General features: G+C 45.7%; 9 protein-coding genes. 8 read left to right on the top strand and 1 reads right to left on the bottom strand.

Going from position 1 to position 15,060, the window contains the following annotated elements:
• The first annotated feature begins 738 nt into the window (after positions 1 to 738).
• From H3V14_RS09985 to alaS, 5 genes are all read left to right on the top strand, one after another.
• Positions 739 to 2,133: a DegQ family serine endoprotease gene (locus tag H3V14_RS09985; protein WP_198228392.1), complete on the top strand. Its 1,395-nt coding sequence runs from the start codon at positions 739 to 741 to the stop codon at positions 2,131 to 2,133.
• 48 nt (positions 2,134 to 2,181) lie between these two features.
• Positions 2,182 to 3,462, top strand: coding sequence for a replication-associated recombination protein A (locus tag H3V14_RS09980; RefSeq protein ID WP_198228332.1), 1,281 nt, complete (start codon positions 2,182 to 2,184; stop codon positions 3,460 to 3,462).
• 111 nt (positions 3,463 to 3,573) lie between these two features.
• Positions 3,574 to 4,245, top strand: coding sequence for an OmpA family protein (locus tag H3V14_RS09975; protein ID WP_198223111.1), 672 nt, complete (start codon positions 3,574 to 3,576; stop codon positions 4,243 to 4,245).
• A 226-nt stretch (positions 4,246 to 4,471) separates the two neighbouring features.
• On the top strand, positions 4,472 to 5,554 hold the full coding sequence (recA, locus tag H3V14_RS09970; protein ID WP_075870504.1) for a recombinase RecA: 1,083 nt from the start codon (positions 4,472 to 4,474) through the stop codon (positions 5,552 to 5,554).
• 1,285 nt (positions 5,555 to 6,839) lie between these two features.
• On the top strand, positions 6,840 to 9,506 hold the full coding sequence (gene alaS / locus H3V14_RS09965) for an alanine--tRNA ligase (RefSeq protein WP_198228330.1): 2,667 nt from the start codon (positions 6,840 to 6,842) through the stop codon (positions 9,504 to 9,506).
• Between the two features lie 1,031 nt (positions 9,507 to 10,537).
• Here the strand turns inward: alaS and H3V14_RS09960 are convergent.
• Positions 10,538 to 12,367 carry a glucan ABC transporter ATP-binding protein/ permease gene (locus H3V14_RS09960; RefSeq protein WP_075917202.1) on the bottom strand — a complete coding sequence of 610 codons (1,830 nt, stop codon included), beginning with the start codon at positions 12,365 to 12,367 and terminating at the stop codon, positions 10,538 to 10,540.
• Positions 12,368 to 12,577: 210 nt separating this feature from the next.
• Here H3V14_RS09960 and H3V14_RS09955 point away from each other — a divergent pair, with 210 nt between their 5' ends.
• From H3V14_RS09955 to H3V14_RS09945, 3 genes are read left to right on the top strand one after another with little or no spacing between them, the layout of a single operon-like run.
• Positions 12,578 to 13,561, top strand: coding sequence for an RluA family pseudouridine synthase (locus H3V14_RS09955; RefSeq protein WP_198228390.1), 984 nt, complete (start codon positions 12,578 to 12,580; stop codon positions 13,559 to 13,561).
• Complete coding sequence (locus H3V14_RS09950; protein WP_198228328.1) at positions 13,558 to 14,235, top strand: HAD-IA family hydrolase; 678 nt, start codon at positions 13,558 to 13,560, stop codon at positions 14,233 to 14,235. The genes H3V14_RS09955 and H3V14_RS09950 overlap by 4 nt, the downstream gene beginning before the upstream one ends.
• Positions 14,228 to 15,016 (top strand): ATP12 family chaperone protein, encoded by a 789-nt coding sequence (locus tag H3V14_RS09945; RefSeq protein WP_198228326.1) that lies wholly within the window; start codon positions 14,228 to 14,230, stop codon positions 15,014 to 15,016. Before H3V14_RS09950 ends, H3V14_RS09945 begins: the two co-directional genes overlap by 8 nt.
• The last annotated feature ends 44 nt before the right edge of the window (positions 15,017 to 15,060 follow it).

The following is a 15,060-nucleotide window of genomic DNA, read 5'->3' as shown; positions in this document are numbered from 1 at the left end:
TTCTTCAATGCGGTAAGGCACTTACCTTCATCTTCAATAGGAAGATACAAATTGTCGCGAATTTTTTAAATCTCATTCTGTTGAATGATTGCATGAAAATCTTGGGATGAGAATCGCGTAACGTTATCCGATTATGTTCCAAAAAATATGTGTATACAAAACAAGGAAAAGAGCAGCACGTGAATATTGTGCTGCAAGTCGTATCCGACAGAATTGAACACCACTGGAATTGGTATTTGAACATTGGCGAAAAGAGAAAAGCATTTTGAGCGGGAAATCGATTGTGCCTTGTAGTGCGTGTGGGCGTAATCTCGCAGCGGAAATTACTCGCTGTGTTTTAGTGTGCGGGTACGAAACTTGATGTTGTAGGGAATATTCGACGCACGCAATGCTTAATCATTTTGAAAATGGAATCAAGATAGGGGTGGGAGTTGGGCTGCCGTTCCTTGCAAGAGTGCACGTGAAGTATGATTACAGAAGTCTTGGCTTCCCGAATGAGAATTCCATTGGATGATGCTTGAAAAATATCGTTTGCTCCTTCACAAAAAGCATCGAAGAAACGGATAAAAGATATGAAAAAAAAGGATGGTTCCGATATCGTTCTTTTGCCAAAATCATCAATAAAATGGCAGTTGAGTTAAAAATAAGCATTCAGAGATAAGTCTCATTGAGAAATGCTTAAAAATACCAGGCTGTCTCTGCTATTGTGAAAAGAGAATCTATAATAAGGAATCGATGATGAAGCTGTCTTTCAAGGCCATTGTTCTTTTCAGCATTTTAACAGTCATTCTGCCTCAGGCTGGATTTTCCGAAGTGCCGCAATCTCAAGCGGAAATTAAACTGAGTTTTGCGCCGCTTGTTAAAGCAACTGCACCTTCGGTGGTCAACGTCTATGCTGCCAGAATTGTAAAAGCGCGTTCTCCTTTCGCTAACGACCCTTTTTTTGAACAGTTTTTTGGTCAATCGCTTCAAAATGCTCCATCAAGAAGACAGTCCTCACTAGGTTCCGGCGTGATTGTTGATCAAAGTGGTCTGATCGTTACGAACTATCATGTTATCCGTGATGCGGATGAAATAAAGGTTGCTTTGTCGGATGGTCGCGAATTCGAAAGCAAGGTGATGTTAAAAGACGAGGCAACGGATATTGCGGTTTTGAAAATCACTCCTAAGGGTGCGCCATTTCCGGTTTTGCCATTAGGCGATTCTGATGCCGTCGAGGTGGGAGATCTGGTTTTGGCAATTGGTGACCCGTTCGGAGTAGGCCAAACCGTCACAAGTGGCATCGTTTCAGCTCAAGCACGCACACGCGTCGGCATTTCCGATTTCGATTTTTTCATCCAGACCGACGCACCGATTAATCCGGGCAATTCGGGTGGAGCACTTATTGATATGAAAGGGGAATTGATCGGTATCAATACGGCGATATATTCTCAATCGGGCGGTTCGGTTGGAATCGGCTTCGCAATCCCGGCAAACTTGGTAAAAACTGTTGTTGATGCTGTGAAAAGGGGCGAACAGACATTTGAACCGCCTTATATTGGTGCATCATTTCAGAACGTAACAGCAGATGTTGCCGAAGGGCTCGGAATGGATCAGCCTTATGGAGCCATTATAACCGATGTTGCCAAACAAAGCCCAGCCGAGAAGGCTGGACTTAAAATCGGTGATGTTATCCTGAAAGCAAATAACATCCGTATTGATAATCCTGATAGCCTTGGTTACCGGTTAATGACAACGGGTATCGGTCACACGCTGGATATCGAATATCTGAGAAACGGCAAGACAGCCAATACCTCCATATCACTCACTTCTATTCCCGAAAACGAGATTGCACGTCCAGAAAAAATGTCGGGAAATACGCCTTTTTCCGGTGCTGAAGTGATGAATTTGACGCCGATGAATGCACGCCGTTTTCATGTGGCACCGGATTCAAACGGCGTTGTCATCAATGATGTTGAAGATAACAGCAATGCTTCAGGATTGTTTCAACGGGGTGACATTATTCACGGCCTTAATGGCAAGGAAGTCAAAACTGTTGCCGATCTGAAAAAAATTCTATCAAATGGCCAACCGCGTATCTGGCAACTCGAATACGAACGCAACGGCATGTTGGTTCGGCAATTTGTGCGCTGAGGTGTTTTCTTGGTAAACGACCTTTTCTCATCTTCGTCTGATCCGGAAATGGATAAGACAAAACCTTTAGCCGAGCGCATGCGGCCGCAACATTTGTCTGAAGTGATCGGGCAGGAACATCTTACCGGCCCAGAGGGTGCATTGACCCGAATGGTCAAGTCCGGCTCTATGGGGTCAATGATCTTCTGGGGACCACCTGGAACCGGTAAAACGACTGTCGCACGGCTTCTTGCAGGCGAAACGAAATTGGCTTTCGAACAGGTTTCAGCAATCTTTTCCGGTGTGGCAGAGTTAAAGAAAGTATTCGAAAGTGCGCGGGCGAGACGCATGTCGGGTAGGCAAACTTTGCTTTTTGTCGATGAAATTCATAGGTTCAATCGAGCCCAACAAGATAGTTTTTTGCCTGTTATGGAAGATGGCACCGTTATTCTTGTAGGGGCTACGACCGAAAACCCTTCATTTGAACTTAATGCGGCGTTACTTTCCCGTGCACGTGTTTTAACATTTTATCCGCTCGACGAAAAAAGTTTGGCAACAATTATAGCAAGAGCTGAAAAGATCGAAGGTAAGGCTCTTCCTGTTGATGATGGCGCACGAGAAATGCTGGTGCGTATGGCTGATGGAGATGGCCGTGCAGTGCTGACAATGGCCGAAGAATTATGGCGGGCAGCAAGACCGGATGAAGTTTTCGACGATAAAACACTCCAAAAGATCGTACAGAAAAGGGCTGCAATTTATGACAAAGGGCGGGATGGTCATTACAATCTGATTTCGGCGCTTCATAAATCAGTTCGTGGGTCCGATCCCGATGCTGCACTTTATTATCTTTCTCGTATGTTGGATGCCGGCGAAGACCCGCATTATATTGGTAGACGCCTTGTGCGTATGGCTGTTGAAGATATTGGTCTTGCTGATCCGCAAGCTCTTTTGATCGCAAATGCAGCCAAAGATGCTTATGATTATCTCGGGTCGCCGGAAGGGGAACTTGCTTTTGCCGATGCGTGTATTTATCTCGCAACCGCTCCGAAATCCAATGCCGGTTACGTGGCATTTAATAAAGCGATGCGTTCTGCGCGTGAAAACGGTTCCTTAATGCCGCCAAAATCTATCCTTAATGCTCCAACAAAACTTATGAAGCAGGAAGGTTATAGCGAAGGCTATCATTATGATCATGACGAACCGGATGCCTTTTCGGGGCAGGAGTATTTTCCCGAAAAAATAGGCCACCAGCACTACTATGATCCGCCGGAACGCGGCTTTGAACGTGAAATAAGAAAACGCCTTGAATGGTGGGAAAAATTACGTAAAGAGCGCAGAGAAGAAAAATAAACTCGGTATTTCGCTATAAAAATTGTATTCATGTAGTGAAATCCGGAAAACCACCTCTATAATCTCCAACAGGAGATTAAAGTGAATCCACTCTAATGGAGATTACAAACAATGTTGAAAAAGTTGGGCATCCTTTTTCTATCAGCAAGTTTTTTAACCGCATGTGAAACCACAAATCCCTATACCGGCGAAAGTCAGGTATCGAAAACGGCAACGGGCGCAACGATCGGTGCCGTAGCAGGTGCCCTTGGTGGTCTGATGGTTGGCGGTTCAAGTCATGCGCAAAGAAATGCTGTGTTGATCGGCGCCGGCGTTGGCGCACTTGGTGGCGGCCTTATCGGCAATTATATGGACCGTCAGGAAGCCGAACTTCGCCAACAGCTCCAAGGGACGGGCGTATCCGTTACACGATATGGCGATCAGATCCGGCTCAATATGCCCGGCAATATTACGTTCAACACCGATCAGGATTCAGTCAAAGGACAATTCTACCCCGTTCTGAACTCGGTTGCTGTTGTACTGAAAAAATATAACAAATCCTTGGTCGATGTCTTCGGTTTCACCGATTCTACCGGAAGTCTTGAACATAATCAGGATCTGTCACAAAGGCGTGCGCTTTCGGTTGCCAATTACCTTAACAGCCAAGGCATTGATGGACGCAGACTTGCGGTTCAAGGCTATGGCCCTTCTAATCCGATTGCCTCCAACGACACTGTGGAAGGCCGTTCTCAGAACCGTCGTGTAGAAATCCAGATTGCACCGTTGCGTCAGGACGGCTATTGATTTTCTGTGAATTAAAAATTTGTTTTTCTAAAAACCGCCGATCAGATCGGCGGTTTTATTTTATTGAGTTTTTCCATGAGTGAAAAGAACATTAATAGAACAAAATGACATAATAGAACAAAATCAACGTGTTATATGCCTTGTCAAAAAAGAACAAATAGTGTACAAATGAACCATCAAATAAATGAACGCTCTGGCTTCATATGTTAGAAAAGGTTAGTGTAAGATGTCACAAAATACATTGCGACTCGTTGAGGATAAAACAGTGGATAAATCAAAAGCTCTGGATGCCGCACTATCCCAGATTGAACGTTCGTTTGGCAAAGGCTCTATCATGCGCCTTGGCGATAACAAACATATTGTCGAAATCGAAACAATTCCGACAGGTTCGTTATCGTTGGATATTGCGCTTGGAGTAGGGGGACTTCCAAAAGGTCGTATCGTAGAAATTTATGGGCCTGAAAGTTCCGGTAAAACAACTTTGGCTCTTCATACAATTGCCGAAGCACAAAAACGCGGCGGCATTTGCGCTTTTATTGATGCCGAACATGCACTTGATCCGGTTTATGCCCGTAAACTTGGTGTCGATATTGAAAACCTTCTCATTTCGCAGCCGGATACAGGCGAACAAGCTCTGGAAATTACGGATACATTGGTGCGCTCCGGTGCGGTCGATGTTCTTGTCGTCGATTCTGTGGCTGCACTTACGCCACGCGCTGAAATCGAAGGCGAGATGGGAGATTCGCTTCCCGGCTTACAAGCCCGTTTGATGAGTCAGGCATTACGCAAATTGACCGCGTCCATTTCACGTTCGAATTGCATGGTTATTTTTATCAACCAGATTCGTATGAAGATCGGTGTTATGTTCGGCTCGCCCGAAACGACAACGGGTGGTAATGCATTAAAATTCTATTCGTCTGTCCGTTTGGACATCCGTCGTATCGGTTCTATCAAAGACCGTGATGAGGTTGTTGGTAACCAGACACGCGTCAAGGTCGTCAAAAACAAGCTTGCTCCTCCATTCAAGCAAGTTGAATTCGACATTATGTATGGCGAAGGTATCTCGAAGCTCGGTGAACTTATTGATCTTGGTGTAAAGGTCGGTATTGTCGAGAAGTCCGGTGCGTGGTTCTCGTATAATTCCCAACGTTTGGGGCAGGGGCGTGAAAATGCCAAACAGTTTCTTCGCGATAACAAGGAAGTGGCTGACGAAATCGAGGCAGCTTTACGTCAAAACGCCGGTCTGATTGCAACAGAACTTCTCGAAAACGGTGGTCCGGAAGCTGATGATGAAAGCGCAGCAGGCTGATCCTGCTTTATTGAAACCGGCACAGATAGTTAGAGTGGTTTCGGGATCGAAAATTTGTCCATACTAATGTGAAAACGTTAAAGAATTTATCGGTTCTGTATCTGGTTTATAATTGAATGAAGGGCGTTAGCAGAAAGGCTGGCGCCCTTTTTTGATTGTTCCGTTAGCGTTTATGGATAATGCGGTTGGCAGTTAATCTAAATGTTGTTCGATAGAAGTTGAATTGTAAAGGCTAGCTAATAAAGCCGTCAGGAAAAACCCACTGGGAAAAAACGGCAGGAATAAAACCCTCAGGAAAATGCCAGCAGGATATGTGTCTATGTCGGAATGAAACGGCATTGTTCTGTCGAAATGATATTCGCTTTGCAGTGGTTGTGCGTGACTACACAGTTTTTAATGATGATTCTTCTGGCGTCATTCCAAAAGCGTTCCTAGAATTTCCTAAAATGCCCTGAAATTCTATGTATAGCGCGTGGTACTTTTACGTAAATGAAGTGTTCGGAGTTCTGTCCTTATCGGTGCGAGGTGCTATCGTTTTAATAGCGGTTTGATCAGGCACTTCAGGAAATCAGACTGAACGGATAAAAGTTCGGTCTAGTGAACTCTTTTATTCGCTATTGCAAAAAATTGTCGTGGTCTTGGTATCTCATGGAATTATCGCGGAATAATGAGCCGTGTTCCAATTTTATGAATTGTCGTGCTTCGAGTTGGTATTCGACCGATTGCTGACGGCAATTTTGAAATTCGCAGATGAGAGTTTATCGGATGCGGTTTACTGTTGATTTCAGGATTAAATAATTAAGAGGGACAAGATCCGATTTGCTGCTGGTAAATTGAAGAAAAACCGTTTTAACACCAAAAAATATTGCGGTAAGTCAAAGAAATCTTTCTGACGCAATTGATCGAAAATGTCCGAGGTAACACATTCCGATAGGGATTTATGCGATAGAGTGGTGGCAATAGGAAAAACCGACAATGGGATAGCCATTGAATTTAAGCGGGTAAAACGTGTTAGTAGGAGGTGGTTGCTTTCGTCACCGCCCATTCAAGTCGTTGAGATAATGTTTGAACAAGCGCTTTTTTTAAGCTCGTGGCATATGTTTCAAGTGTTTTCTGTTGATCTACTTTGCTTGAGCCAAAAAGCACCGGATTTAGCATTCACATTGCGGGATTGGCTTGAAAAAGTAGTTTCCAGATTGGTGAATATGCTCTAAAAGGCAGTCAAATATATTTTTAAAAATCCGGCGGGCAGGATTAAGCTCAGCGGCGAGTACAGGTGTCAGTTATGAATAGTGTTAACGAGATCCGGTCAACATTTCTGGATTATTTCCATAGAAACGGGCATGAAATTGTCCCATCCAGTCCGTTGGTTCCGAGAAATGATCCGACCTTGATGTTTACCAATGCGGGAATGGTACAGTTCAAGAACGTGTTTACCGGTCTTGAACAACGCCCCTATAAAAGAGCAACAACAGCGCAAAAATGCGTTCGCGCCGGCGGTAAGCATAACGACCTTGATAATGTGGGCTACACAGCTCGCCACCACACATTTTTCGAGATGCTCGGTAACTTCTCTTTTGGTGATTATTTCAAAGAACAGGCCATCTATTTTGCCTGGAATTTGCTTACTAAAGAATTCTGTCTGCCAATAGAAAAGCTGCTTGTTACTGTCTATCATGAAGATGATGCGGCAGCCGAGTTATGGAAGAAAATAGCCGGTCTTCCGGACGACAAAATTATCCGGATTTCAACCAATGACAATTTCTGGGCTATGGGTGACACGGGTCCTTGCGGACCGTGTTCGGAAATATTCTATGATCATGGTGATAAAATCTGGGGTGGCGTGCCGGGAAGCGCCGAGGAAGATGGTGATCGTTATATTGAAATCTGGAACCTTGTTTTCATGCAATATGATCAGGTGACAAAGGACCAGCGTAACGATCTCCCGAGGCCATCCATTGATACAGGCATGGGGCTTGAACGTATTGCTGCCGTTTTGCAAGGTGTTCATGATAATTACGATATTGATCTCTTCAAGACATTGATCCGCGCTTCCGAAGAGGCAACCGGCGTCAAGGCGGAGGGAGAATTCGTTGCAAGTCACCGTGTGATTGCAGATCACCTTCGTTCATCCGCTTTTTTGATCGCCGATGGCGTTTTGCCTTCCAATGAAGGGCGCGGTTATGTATTGCGCCGCATTATGCGTCGCGCCATGCGTCACGCCGAGCTCTTGGGCGCAAAGGAACCTTTGATGTGGCGCCTGTTGCCGACCTTGATACGTGAAATGGGCCAAGCCTATCCCGAACTCATCCGCGCTGAAGCGCTAATTTCGGAAACATTGCGGTTGGAAGAAACACGCTTCCGGAAGACTTTGGAACGTGGCCTTACCCTGTTGAACGAGGCAAGCCACAATCTGAAATCGGGCGATCATCTTGATGGTGAAACAGCATTCAAACTTTATGATACCTATGGTTTCCCGCTTGATCTTACTCAGGATGCACTTCGTCGCCGCAATATAACGGTTGATGTTGAGGCTTTTGACAAGGCAATGGAACGCCAGAAAGCAGAAGCCCGTGCCAATTGGGCGGGGTCTGGAGAAGAGGCAACCGAAACCGTCTGGTTTGCCGTTCGAGATCGCGTCGGTTCAACCGAATTTCTTGGCTATGAGACAGAAAAGGCCGAAGCAGTGATTACTGCAATTGTGAAAGATGGCAAAATTGTCGATGAGTTGAAGAAAGGTCAAGAAGGCGCATTGATCGTCAATCAGACACCCTTCTATGGCGAATCCGGTGGTCAGGTGGGTGATACCGGCGTAATTGCCGGCGAAAAGTTCTCGTTTAATGTGACCGATACACAGAAAAAGGCAAACGGTGTGTTTGTCCATATCGGTGTTGCGAAAAATGGCTCGATCAAGACGGGCGACGTTGTCGAACTTGATGTTGACGAAAAGCGGCGTCGTAAAATCCGTGCCAACCATTCAGCAACGCACCTTTTACACGAGGCTTTACGCGAAACATTAGGTACGCATGTTGCCCAGAAGGGGTCATTGGTCACGCCTGAACGGTTACGTTTCGACTTTTCTCATCCGAAACCGATGACAGCGGAAGAAATCAAACAGGTTGAAGATTTGGCAAACGAAATTGTTTTGCAAAACAGCCCTGTGACAACCCGTCTTATGAGCGTTGATGACGCCATTGCCGAAGGTGCAATGGCCTTGTTCGGCGAGAAATATGGTGACGAGGTTCGTGTTGTTTCAATGGGGCAGCGGGTTGACCCGACAAAAGTCGGAAACCGCGCGTGGTCGCTTGAACTTTGCGGTGGCACCCACGTCAGACGTACCGGTGATATCGGGCTTATCCGCATTGTATCGGAAAGCGCAGTTGCTGCCGGTGTTCGTCGTATTGAAGCGCTGACAGGCGATGCAGCCCGCCATTATCTTGATGGTCAGGATCAACGTGTTCACGAAATTGCCAGTGCATTGAAAACAACGCCTCAGGAAGCACTGGAACGTGTCCATGTGCTTGTTGAAGAACGCCGCAAGCTAGAAAAAGAGTTGAATGAGGCAAGAAAGCAATTGGCCTTGTCCGGTGGCGCAAATGATCACGGCGAAGCCGATATTGAACAGATAAACGGACTAGCCTTTATGGGACGTGTTGTTCATGGTATCGCGCCAAAGGATTTGAAGCCACTTGCTGATGCCGGTAAAAACAAGGTCGGTAGCGGCGTTGTTGCCTTTATCGGTGTTTCGGAAGATGGCAAGGCAAGTGCTGTCGTCGGTGTTACCGATGATTTGACAAAACGGTTCAATGCTGTCGAACTTGTCAAAGCATTGTCGGAAGTTCTAGGAGGTAAAGGCGGTGGCGGTCGTCCGGATATGGCCCAAGCTGGTGGACCGGATGGCAATAAAGCAGATGATGCCATGAAAGCCTTGAGACAAAAATTACAGAAATGAGACTTAAAAAAGCGGGCACTAGCCCGCTTTTTTATTGTCTTATAGGCTTGTGAGATTATTGTTTTTGTCGGCCTCCTTTTCAGACATGCAATCAAGGCCATTGAGAAGTTTGAAGCCGCTTCCGTTTTTTAACTTTACGCCATCTGAATGAAATCACGACACTTTAGAAAAGCTCTCATCGTAAGGTAATCTCGCCTATCTCGGGATGATCAACGTGCTCTTCGAAAGTGGCGCGCAAGGGCGTTTTAGGTCTATTCAAGGGAATACTTTAAGCCATGCGGGCCTACAAATCCGATTTTAGCAAATAATTGTGCTGGATTTTCAAAGTTCAAAACTTTGCTGCTGCTGGTGGTGATAATTCGTTCATCGTTGCTGTCGGTTTTTGGTAGAGCAATGGTTGGGTTACGATGAGGTTTGATCAATGAATTATCATACGTTCAGTCACGCCTGTCTTGCTTGATAACCGTAATCAAGTGCACGCCTTTGAAGAACCATTGGTGCCGATAAAATAGACTAATTGAATAGCCACGTTTCCCATACGCGAGTGATCATTTGTTATGCAGGAATTACCTAATTGGAGGAAGGCTTTTCACGAATATAAAACAAACGCGGCTCACCAGTTCATGATGGCAGAGTATTGTTGAATTTATGGAGTGAAATTTTGCCTTTCGGCTAGCTATTGCAGGTTAATGTCGCTTGAAAAGCGACAAGGGTGCCTAAGCGTAAGAACTGAAGGCGTTCATTTTTCAGCGATGCCATTACGATCAGGTGCCTATAGTCCCTCCTTGCGAATGGAATAGCACTGAATTTAAAGAAAATTTTCCTTTTCACTTATGTGGTAATTCTATTTCAGGTCAAGACGGTTCATCCCAGTAAACATAAACTGCTTGTCTCGCCACGAGAATACAAGACGAGCGAAAGCTCTAAATTCATTGAACAGAAATTATCGTATAGCCATTCAATCCCGTTACATCGCCTTAACCGCTGATGAAAATTTTAAAGCTCAATGCTTTAGTCGAAAATTGGCTAAGTTACGATGGTTGTTGAACCTGAACAGCATTGTCGCGGTTAAGTGCATGGGGCGAATGGTCTATTGTTAAACCACCCGCTTTAAGGAGTGCAGTGAAGCGACCGCCTTTTTCAGCAAGTTCATCAAAACTCCCCTGTTCGACAATATGACCATGATCCATAAATAATACCAGATCCGCATTGCGCACTGTCGAGAGCCGATGGGCGATGATGATTGTTGTCCGATTGCGGCTTACTGTGTCAATTGCTTCCTTGACGCGCGCTTCTGTTTCAACATCCAGTGCACTTGTTGCTTCATCAAGCACGAAAATAGGCGAGTTTTTCAATACGGCTCGGGCAATTGCCAGCCTTTGCCGTTCGCCACCGGAAAGGAGCGACCCGCGTTCTCCCACGCGGGTGTCATAACCGTTGGTCTTCGCATGAATGAAATCATTGGCAGCAGCAATCTTTGCTGCCTCATATATCTCTTCATCCGTCGCATCGGGGCGGCCGATGCTGATGTTTTCTTTGATTGTGCGGTTAAACAGCCCTGAATCCTGAAATACCGTTGCCATGGCATGACGAAGAGACGCACGGTTGACTGTTCTTGTATCAACACCGTCAATCGTTATAACGCCGCTTTCCGGATCGTAGATTCGTTGTAACAGATTGATCAATGTTGTTTTACCGGCACCGGTAGGCCCGACGATTGCTGCGGTCTGTCCGGGTTTGATTTCGAAGGTGATGTCATAGACACCTTGCAGAGTATTCGAAAATTCATGGGTGACATGGTCGAAACGGATGTCGCCTTTTACATTGGTCAATGAGGGGAGGCCTTTAGGTTCGGCTGCCGCAACAGTCGAATCCATCATGTCATAAAACGCGTCGAGTTTCGCTCGATTGGAACCAATGAGATTGATGAAATTGCTGATCTGGTCAAGTTGACCAATCATCATTTGTGAAAAGAAAACAAAGGCAACAACATCACCAATATTGAGGATACCTTTGGAAACCAGATAGGCGCCAAGAACAATGACGACGATGACTGTGATTGTCGAGGCCATACGGTTAAGGCCGGCAGCCAAGGCCCACCAGTTCAAAACAGGATATTGTGCCTTGAGCACGTTTTGTGCATTCTGTTTGACGCGTTCGCTTTCTTCATCGCCGCGGTTGTAGCTTTGAACAACCGAGACATTGGAGATTGAATCTGTGACATGCTCGAATAAAGCAAGATGATATTTTTCAACCGATTCCTGTCCCGTTTTGGTCTTGGTCATGACAAGACGAGCGATCATGATATAAATAATGCCAAGCGAAATCAGAACGATGGACAGTCGGTAATCGGTCCAGATTGCAACGCTTAACAGAATTATAAGCTGAATCATTGAAGCGAGATGCTGGCGCATGAATTCGAGCCACATCGTGAACATGGATTCGCAAGCTCGCAGCATTGTGTGAAGTGCATTGGAGGTACCGATTTTCTGGTGCCATGCAAGCGGCATATTGATAATGCGCTGATAGGATTCAGCTAATACTCCCAAGCGTCTGCGATGTGCCAGACGATCGGCTCCCCTGTCCACCATTACAGTTGCGACAATGGAAAACATACCGAGTGCCGTCCACAATGCGAGATAAGGAATAACTGCTGTGAAGGTATCGCCAGCCGAAAAGGCAGTGCCGCTTGATACTGCTTGCGCTGTTAAAGACAGTTCATCAATAATCCAGCCGAAAATTTTCGGTATGAAAACCTGCACAGCCGCCATAGCAATATTGGCTGCACAAATGATGATGACAGTTTTCTTTTCTGTCATCAAATAGCTGACTGCGCGCGTATAAGTTTTAAAAAGCGACAAGCTTATACCTCCAATGACACCTTGTCCCCGTGGTTGTCCGTTTTAAAATCGGTTCAACTGTTTATAATGTTTATTTAATGTGCGCTACTGTTCAATTTACGATCAGCAAAACCACTTTTAACAACACGATGTAACCGAGTGTGATCACAACGATAAATCATGTCGCTATTGTCGTTCGATGATGCTAGAGAAAACACCAAGGAGATGACGATGGCCGGTGTTGAAATAAAAAAAGTTGATGAAGATGAAAACGGTATGCGCGTTGACCGCTGGTTCAAGGTTCATTATCCGGGACTGGGGTTTGGCCACCTGCAAAAACTTTTGCGTTCCGGTCAAATCCGTGTTGAAGGGGGCAGGGTAAAGTCTGATACGAGATTGCAAATCGGACAATCGGTGCGCGTTCCTCCTCTACCTGTCGATGAAAAAGGCGCAGTACCTCTAACAGGCAAAACCATTCGTGGGCAGGATGATGGTGACGTTTTAAAGCAGATGCTTCTTTACGAAGACAAGAAGCTTTATGTCTTTAACAAGCCGGCCGGTCTTGCTGTTCAGGGTGGCTCGGGTGTTACCCGTCATGTCGACGGCATGCTTGAAGCCTGGCGCAATCAAAAGGGTGAAAAGCCACGCCTTGTCCATCGGCTTGATCGCGATACGTCAGGTGTCCTCGTTGTTGCAAAAACACGCTTGGCAGCGCAGGCTTTGGCAGCGGCATTCCGTGCCCGTGAAACCAAAAAGACCTATTGGGCCATTGTAAGAGGTGTTCCCAAAAAATGCGAAGACAAGATTTCAACATGGCTTGTTAAGGAATCCACCCCCGATGGCGATAAAATGCGTGTATGCCCGCATGGCGAACCGGATTCCGATCATGCTGTTTCGCACTACCGTGTTATAGACACGCGCGGGCAGATTTTGTCCTGGCTTGAAATGGAACCTTATACCGGACGCACCCATCAATTGCGTGTTCACGCGGCCTATATCGGCCATCCGATTATTGGTGACCCCAAATATTTTTATGCAGATCAGAATTGGGAACTACCGGGCGGTATCCAGAATCGTCTTCATCTCCATGCCCGCCGGATAAGAATTCCCAATCCTTCCGGAGGAATATTGGATGTGACTGCTCCTCTTCCGCCCCATATGGTGCAAACGTTCAATCTTCTTGCATTCGATGAAAGTGACGGAGATCAAGATTGACCGATAAGCCGCTTCGCCTTGCGCTTTTTGATTGTGATGGAACACTGGTTGATAGTGCTTTTGCTATTCAACGGGCAATGGTTCAAGTGTTTGAAAAATTTTCCTATAAAGAACCCGATCTTGACGAGACAAAACTTGTCATAGGCCTATCGCTTGATCGTGCGATTGCCCGTCTTTTAGGTCGTCCCGTTGATGATGAAATTCTTGAAATGGTGACGGCTTATAAACAGATTTTTGCAAAAAACAGAGGCGATATTTCGTTTACCGAGCCGCTTTTTTCGGGAATTTCCGAAATGTTGACAGCGCTCGAAAGTAAGGATGATGTTCTTTTAGGTGTTGTTACCGGCAAGTCGAGGCTCGGAATTGACAAAATATTGGAAGCCTACAAACTCCATTGTTTTGTTACGATCAAAACAGCTGATGAATGCCCGTCAAAGCCTGATCCGACAATGGTTATAGAAAGTTGTAAACAAACCGGCGTGTTTTCTGAAAATACTTTCGTAATCGGGGATTCCATTTTTGATATGCAAATGGCCAAGCTTGCACATACAAAAGCGATCGGCGTTTTCTGGGGCTATAATACGCCGGATGCATTGAGAGAAGCGGGCGCAGATAAACTGGTAAGAGAGCCGAAAGATATAATTCCGATTTTGGAAAGTGATAATAATGCGTGAATTTCTGCTAGAGTTGAACGATGAAGCTGAAAAAGTGGATCCGGTGAAACAGGCTCAGCTTCTGTCTAAACGCGAATTACCAAAGCGGTTTTATAAAGAAGCTTTTGTCAAGGATGAGGGCGGAGAATTCTCGGTTGTTCTTGATGGAAAAACAGTCAAAACGCCGGCACGCCATAAACTTGTTTTGCCTAATAGAGCGTTGGCCGAAATGGTGGCACACGAGTTCAATTCTCAACAACAGACAATTGATCCGGCAAAAATGCCGGTAACCCGCCTTGTCAATTCAATCCTCGATGGCGTCGTCGATAATTTGGATGTTGTGCGGCACGATATTCTCGAATTCGTTGGCAATGATATGTTGTTTTATCGGGCGGATTCTCCAAAAGAGCTGGTCGAAAGGCAGCACCACCATTGGGATCCTATCCTTGAATGGATTCGTAAGGATTATGGTGCACGTTTCATGCTGACTGAAGGCGTGATGTTTGTAAAACAACCTGATGATTCGATTTCGGCAATAGGCGAAGCTCTTGAAGCAATAGAATCCCCTTATGTGCTGGCGGCATTACATTCCATCACCACACTTTGTGGTTCGGCACTGCTGGCGCTTGCCGTCTGGAAAGGAAAAATAAGCCTGCCGGAAGCGTGGAAACTCGCTCATCTTGATGAAGACTGGACAATCGAACATTGGGGAGAAGATGCCGAAGCAAAAGAAAAGCGCGCTTATCATCAGGCCGAATATGAAGCCGCTGCCGCTACTATTGCGGCCATTGAAAATCGATAAATTCTCTCAAGTTCGATTGATGGTTCATTGCATCTTTTAAAAAA

Origin of the sequence: Bartonella sp. W8151, from assembly GCF_016100385.1 — a bacterium.
GTDB classification, from domain to species: Bacteria; Pseudomonadota; Alphaproteobacteria; order Rhizobiales; family Rhizobiaceae; genus Bartonella; species Bartonella apis.
Note: the sequence above shows the minus strand (reverse complement) of the source record. Positions and strands in the feature narration are given on the sequence as shown.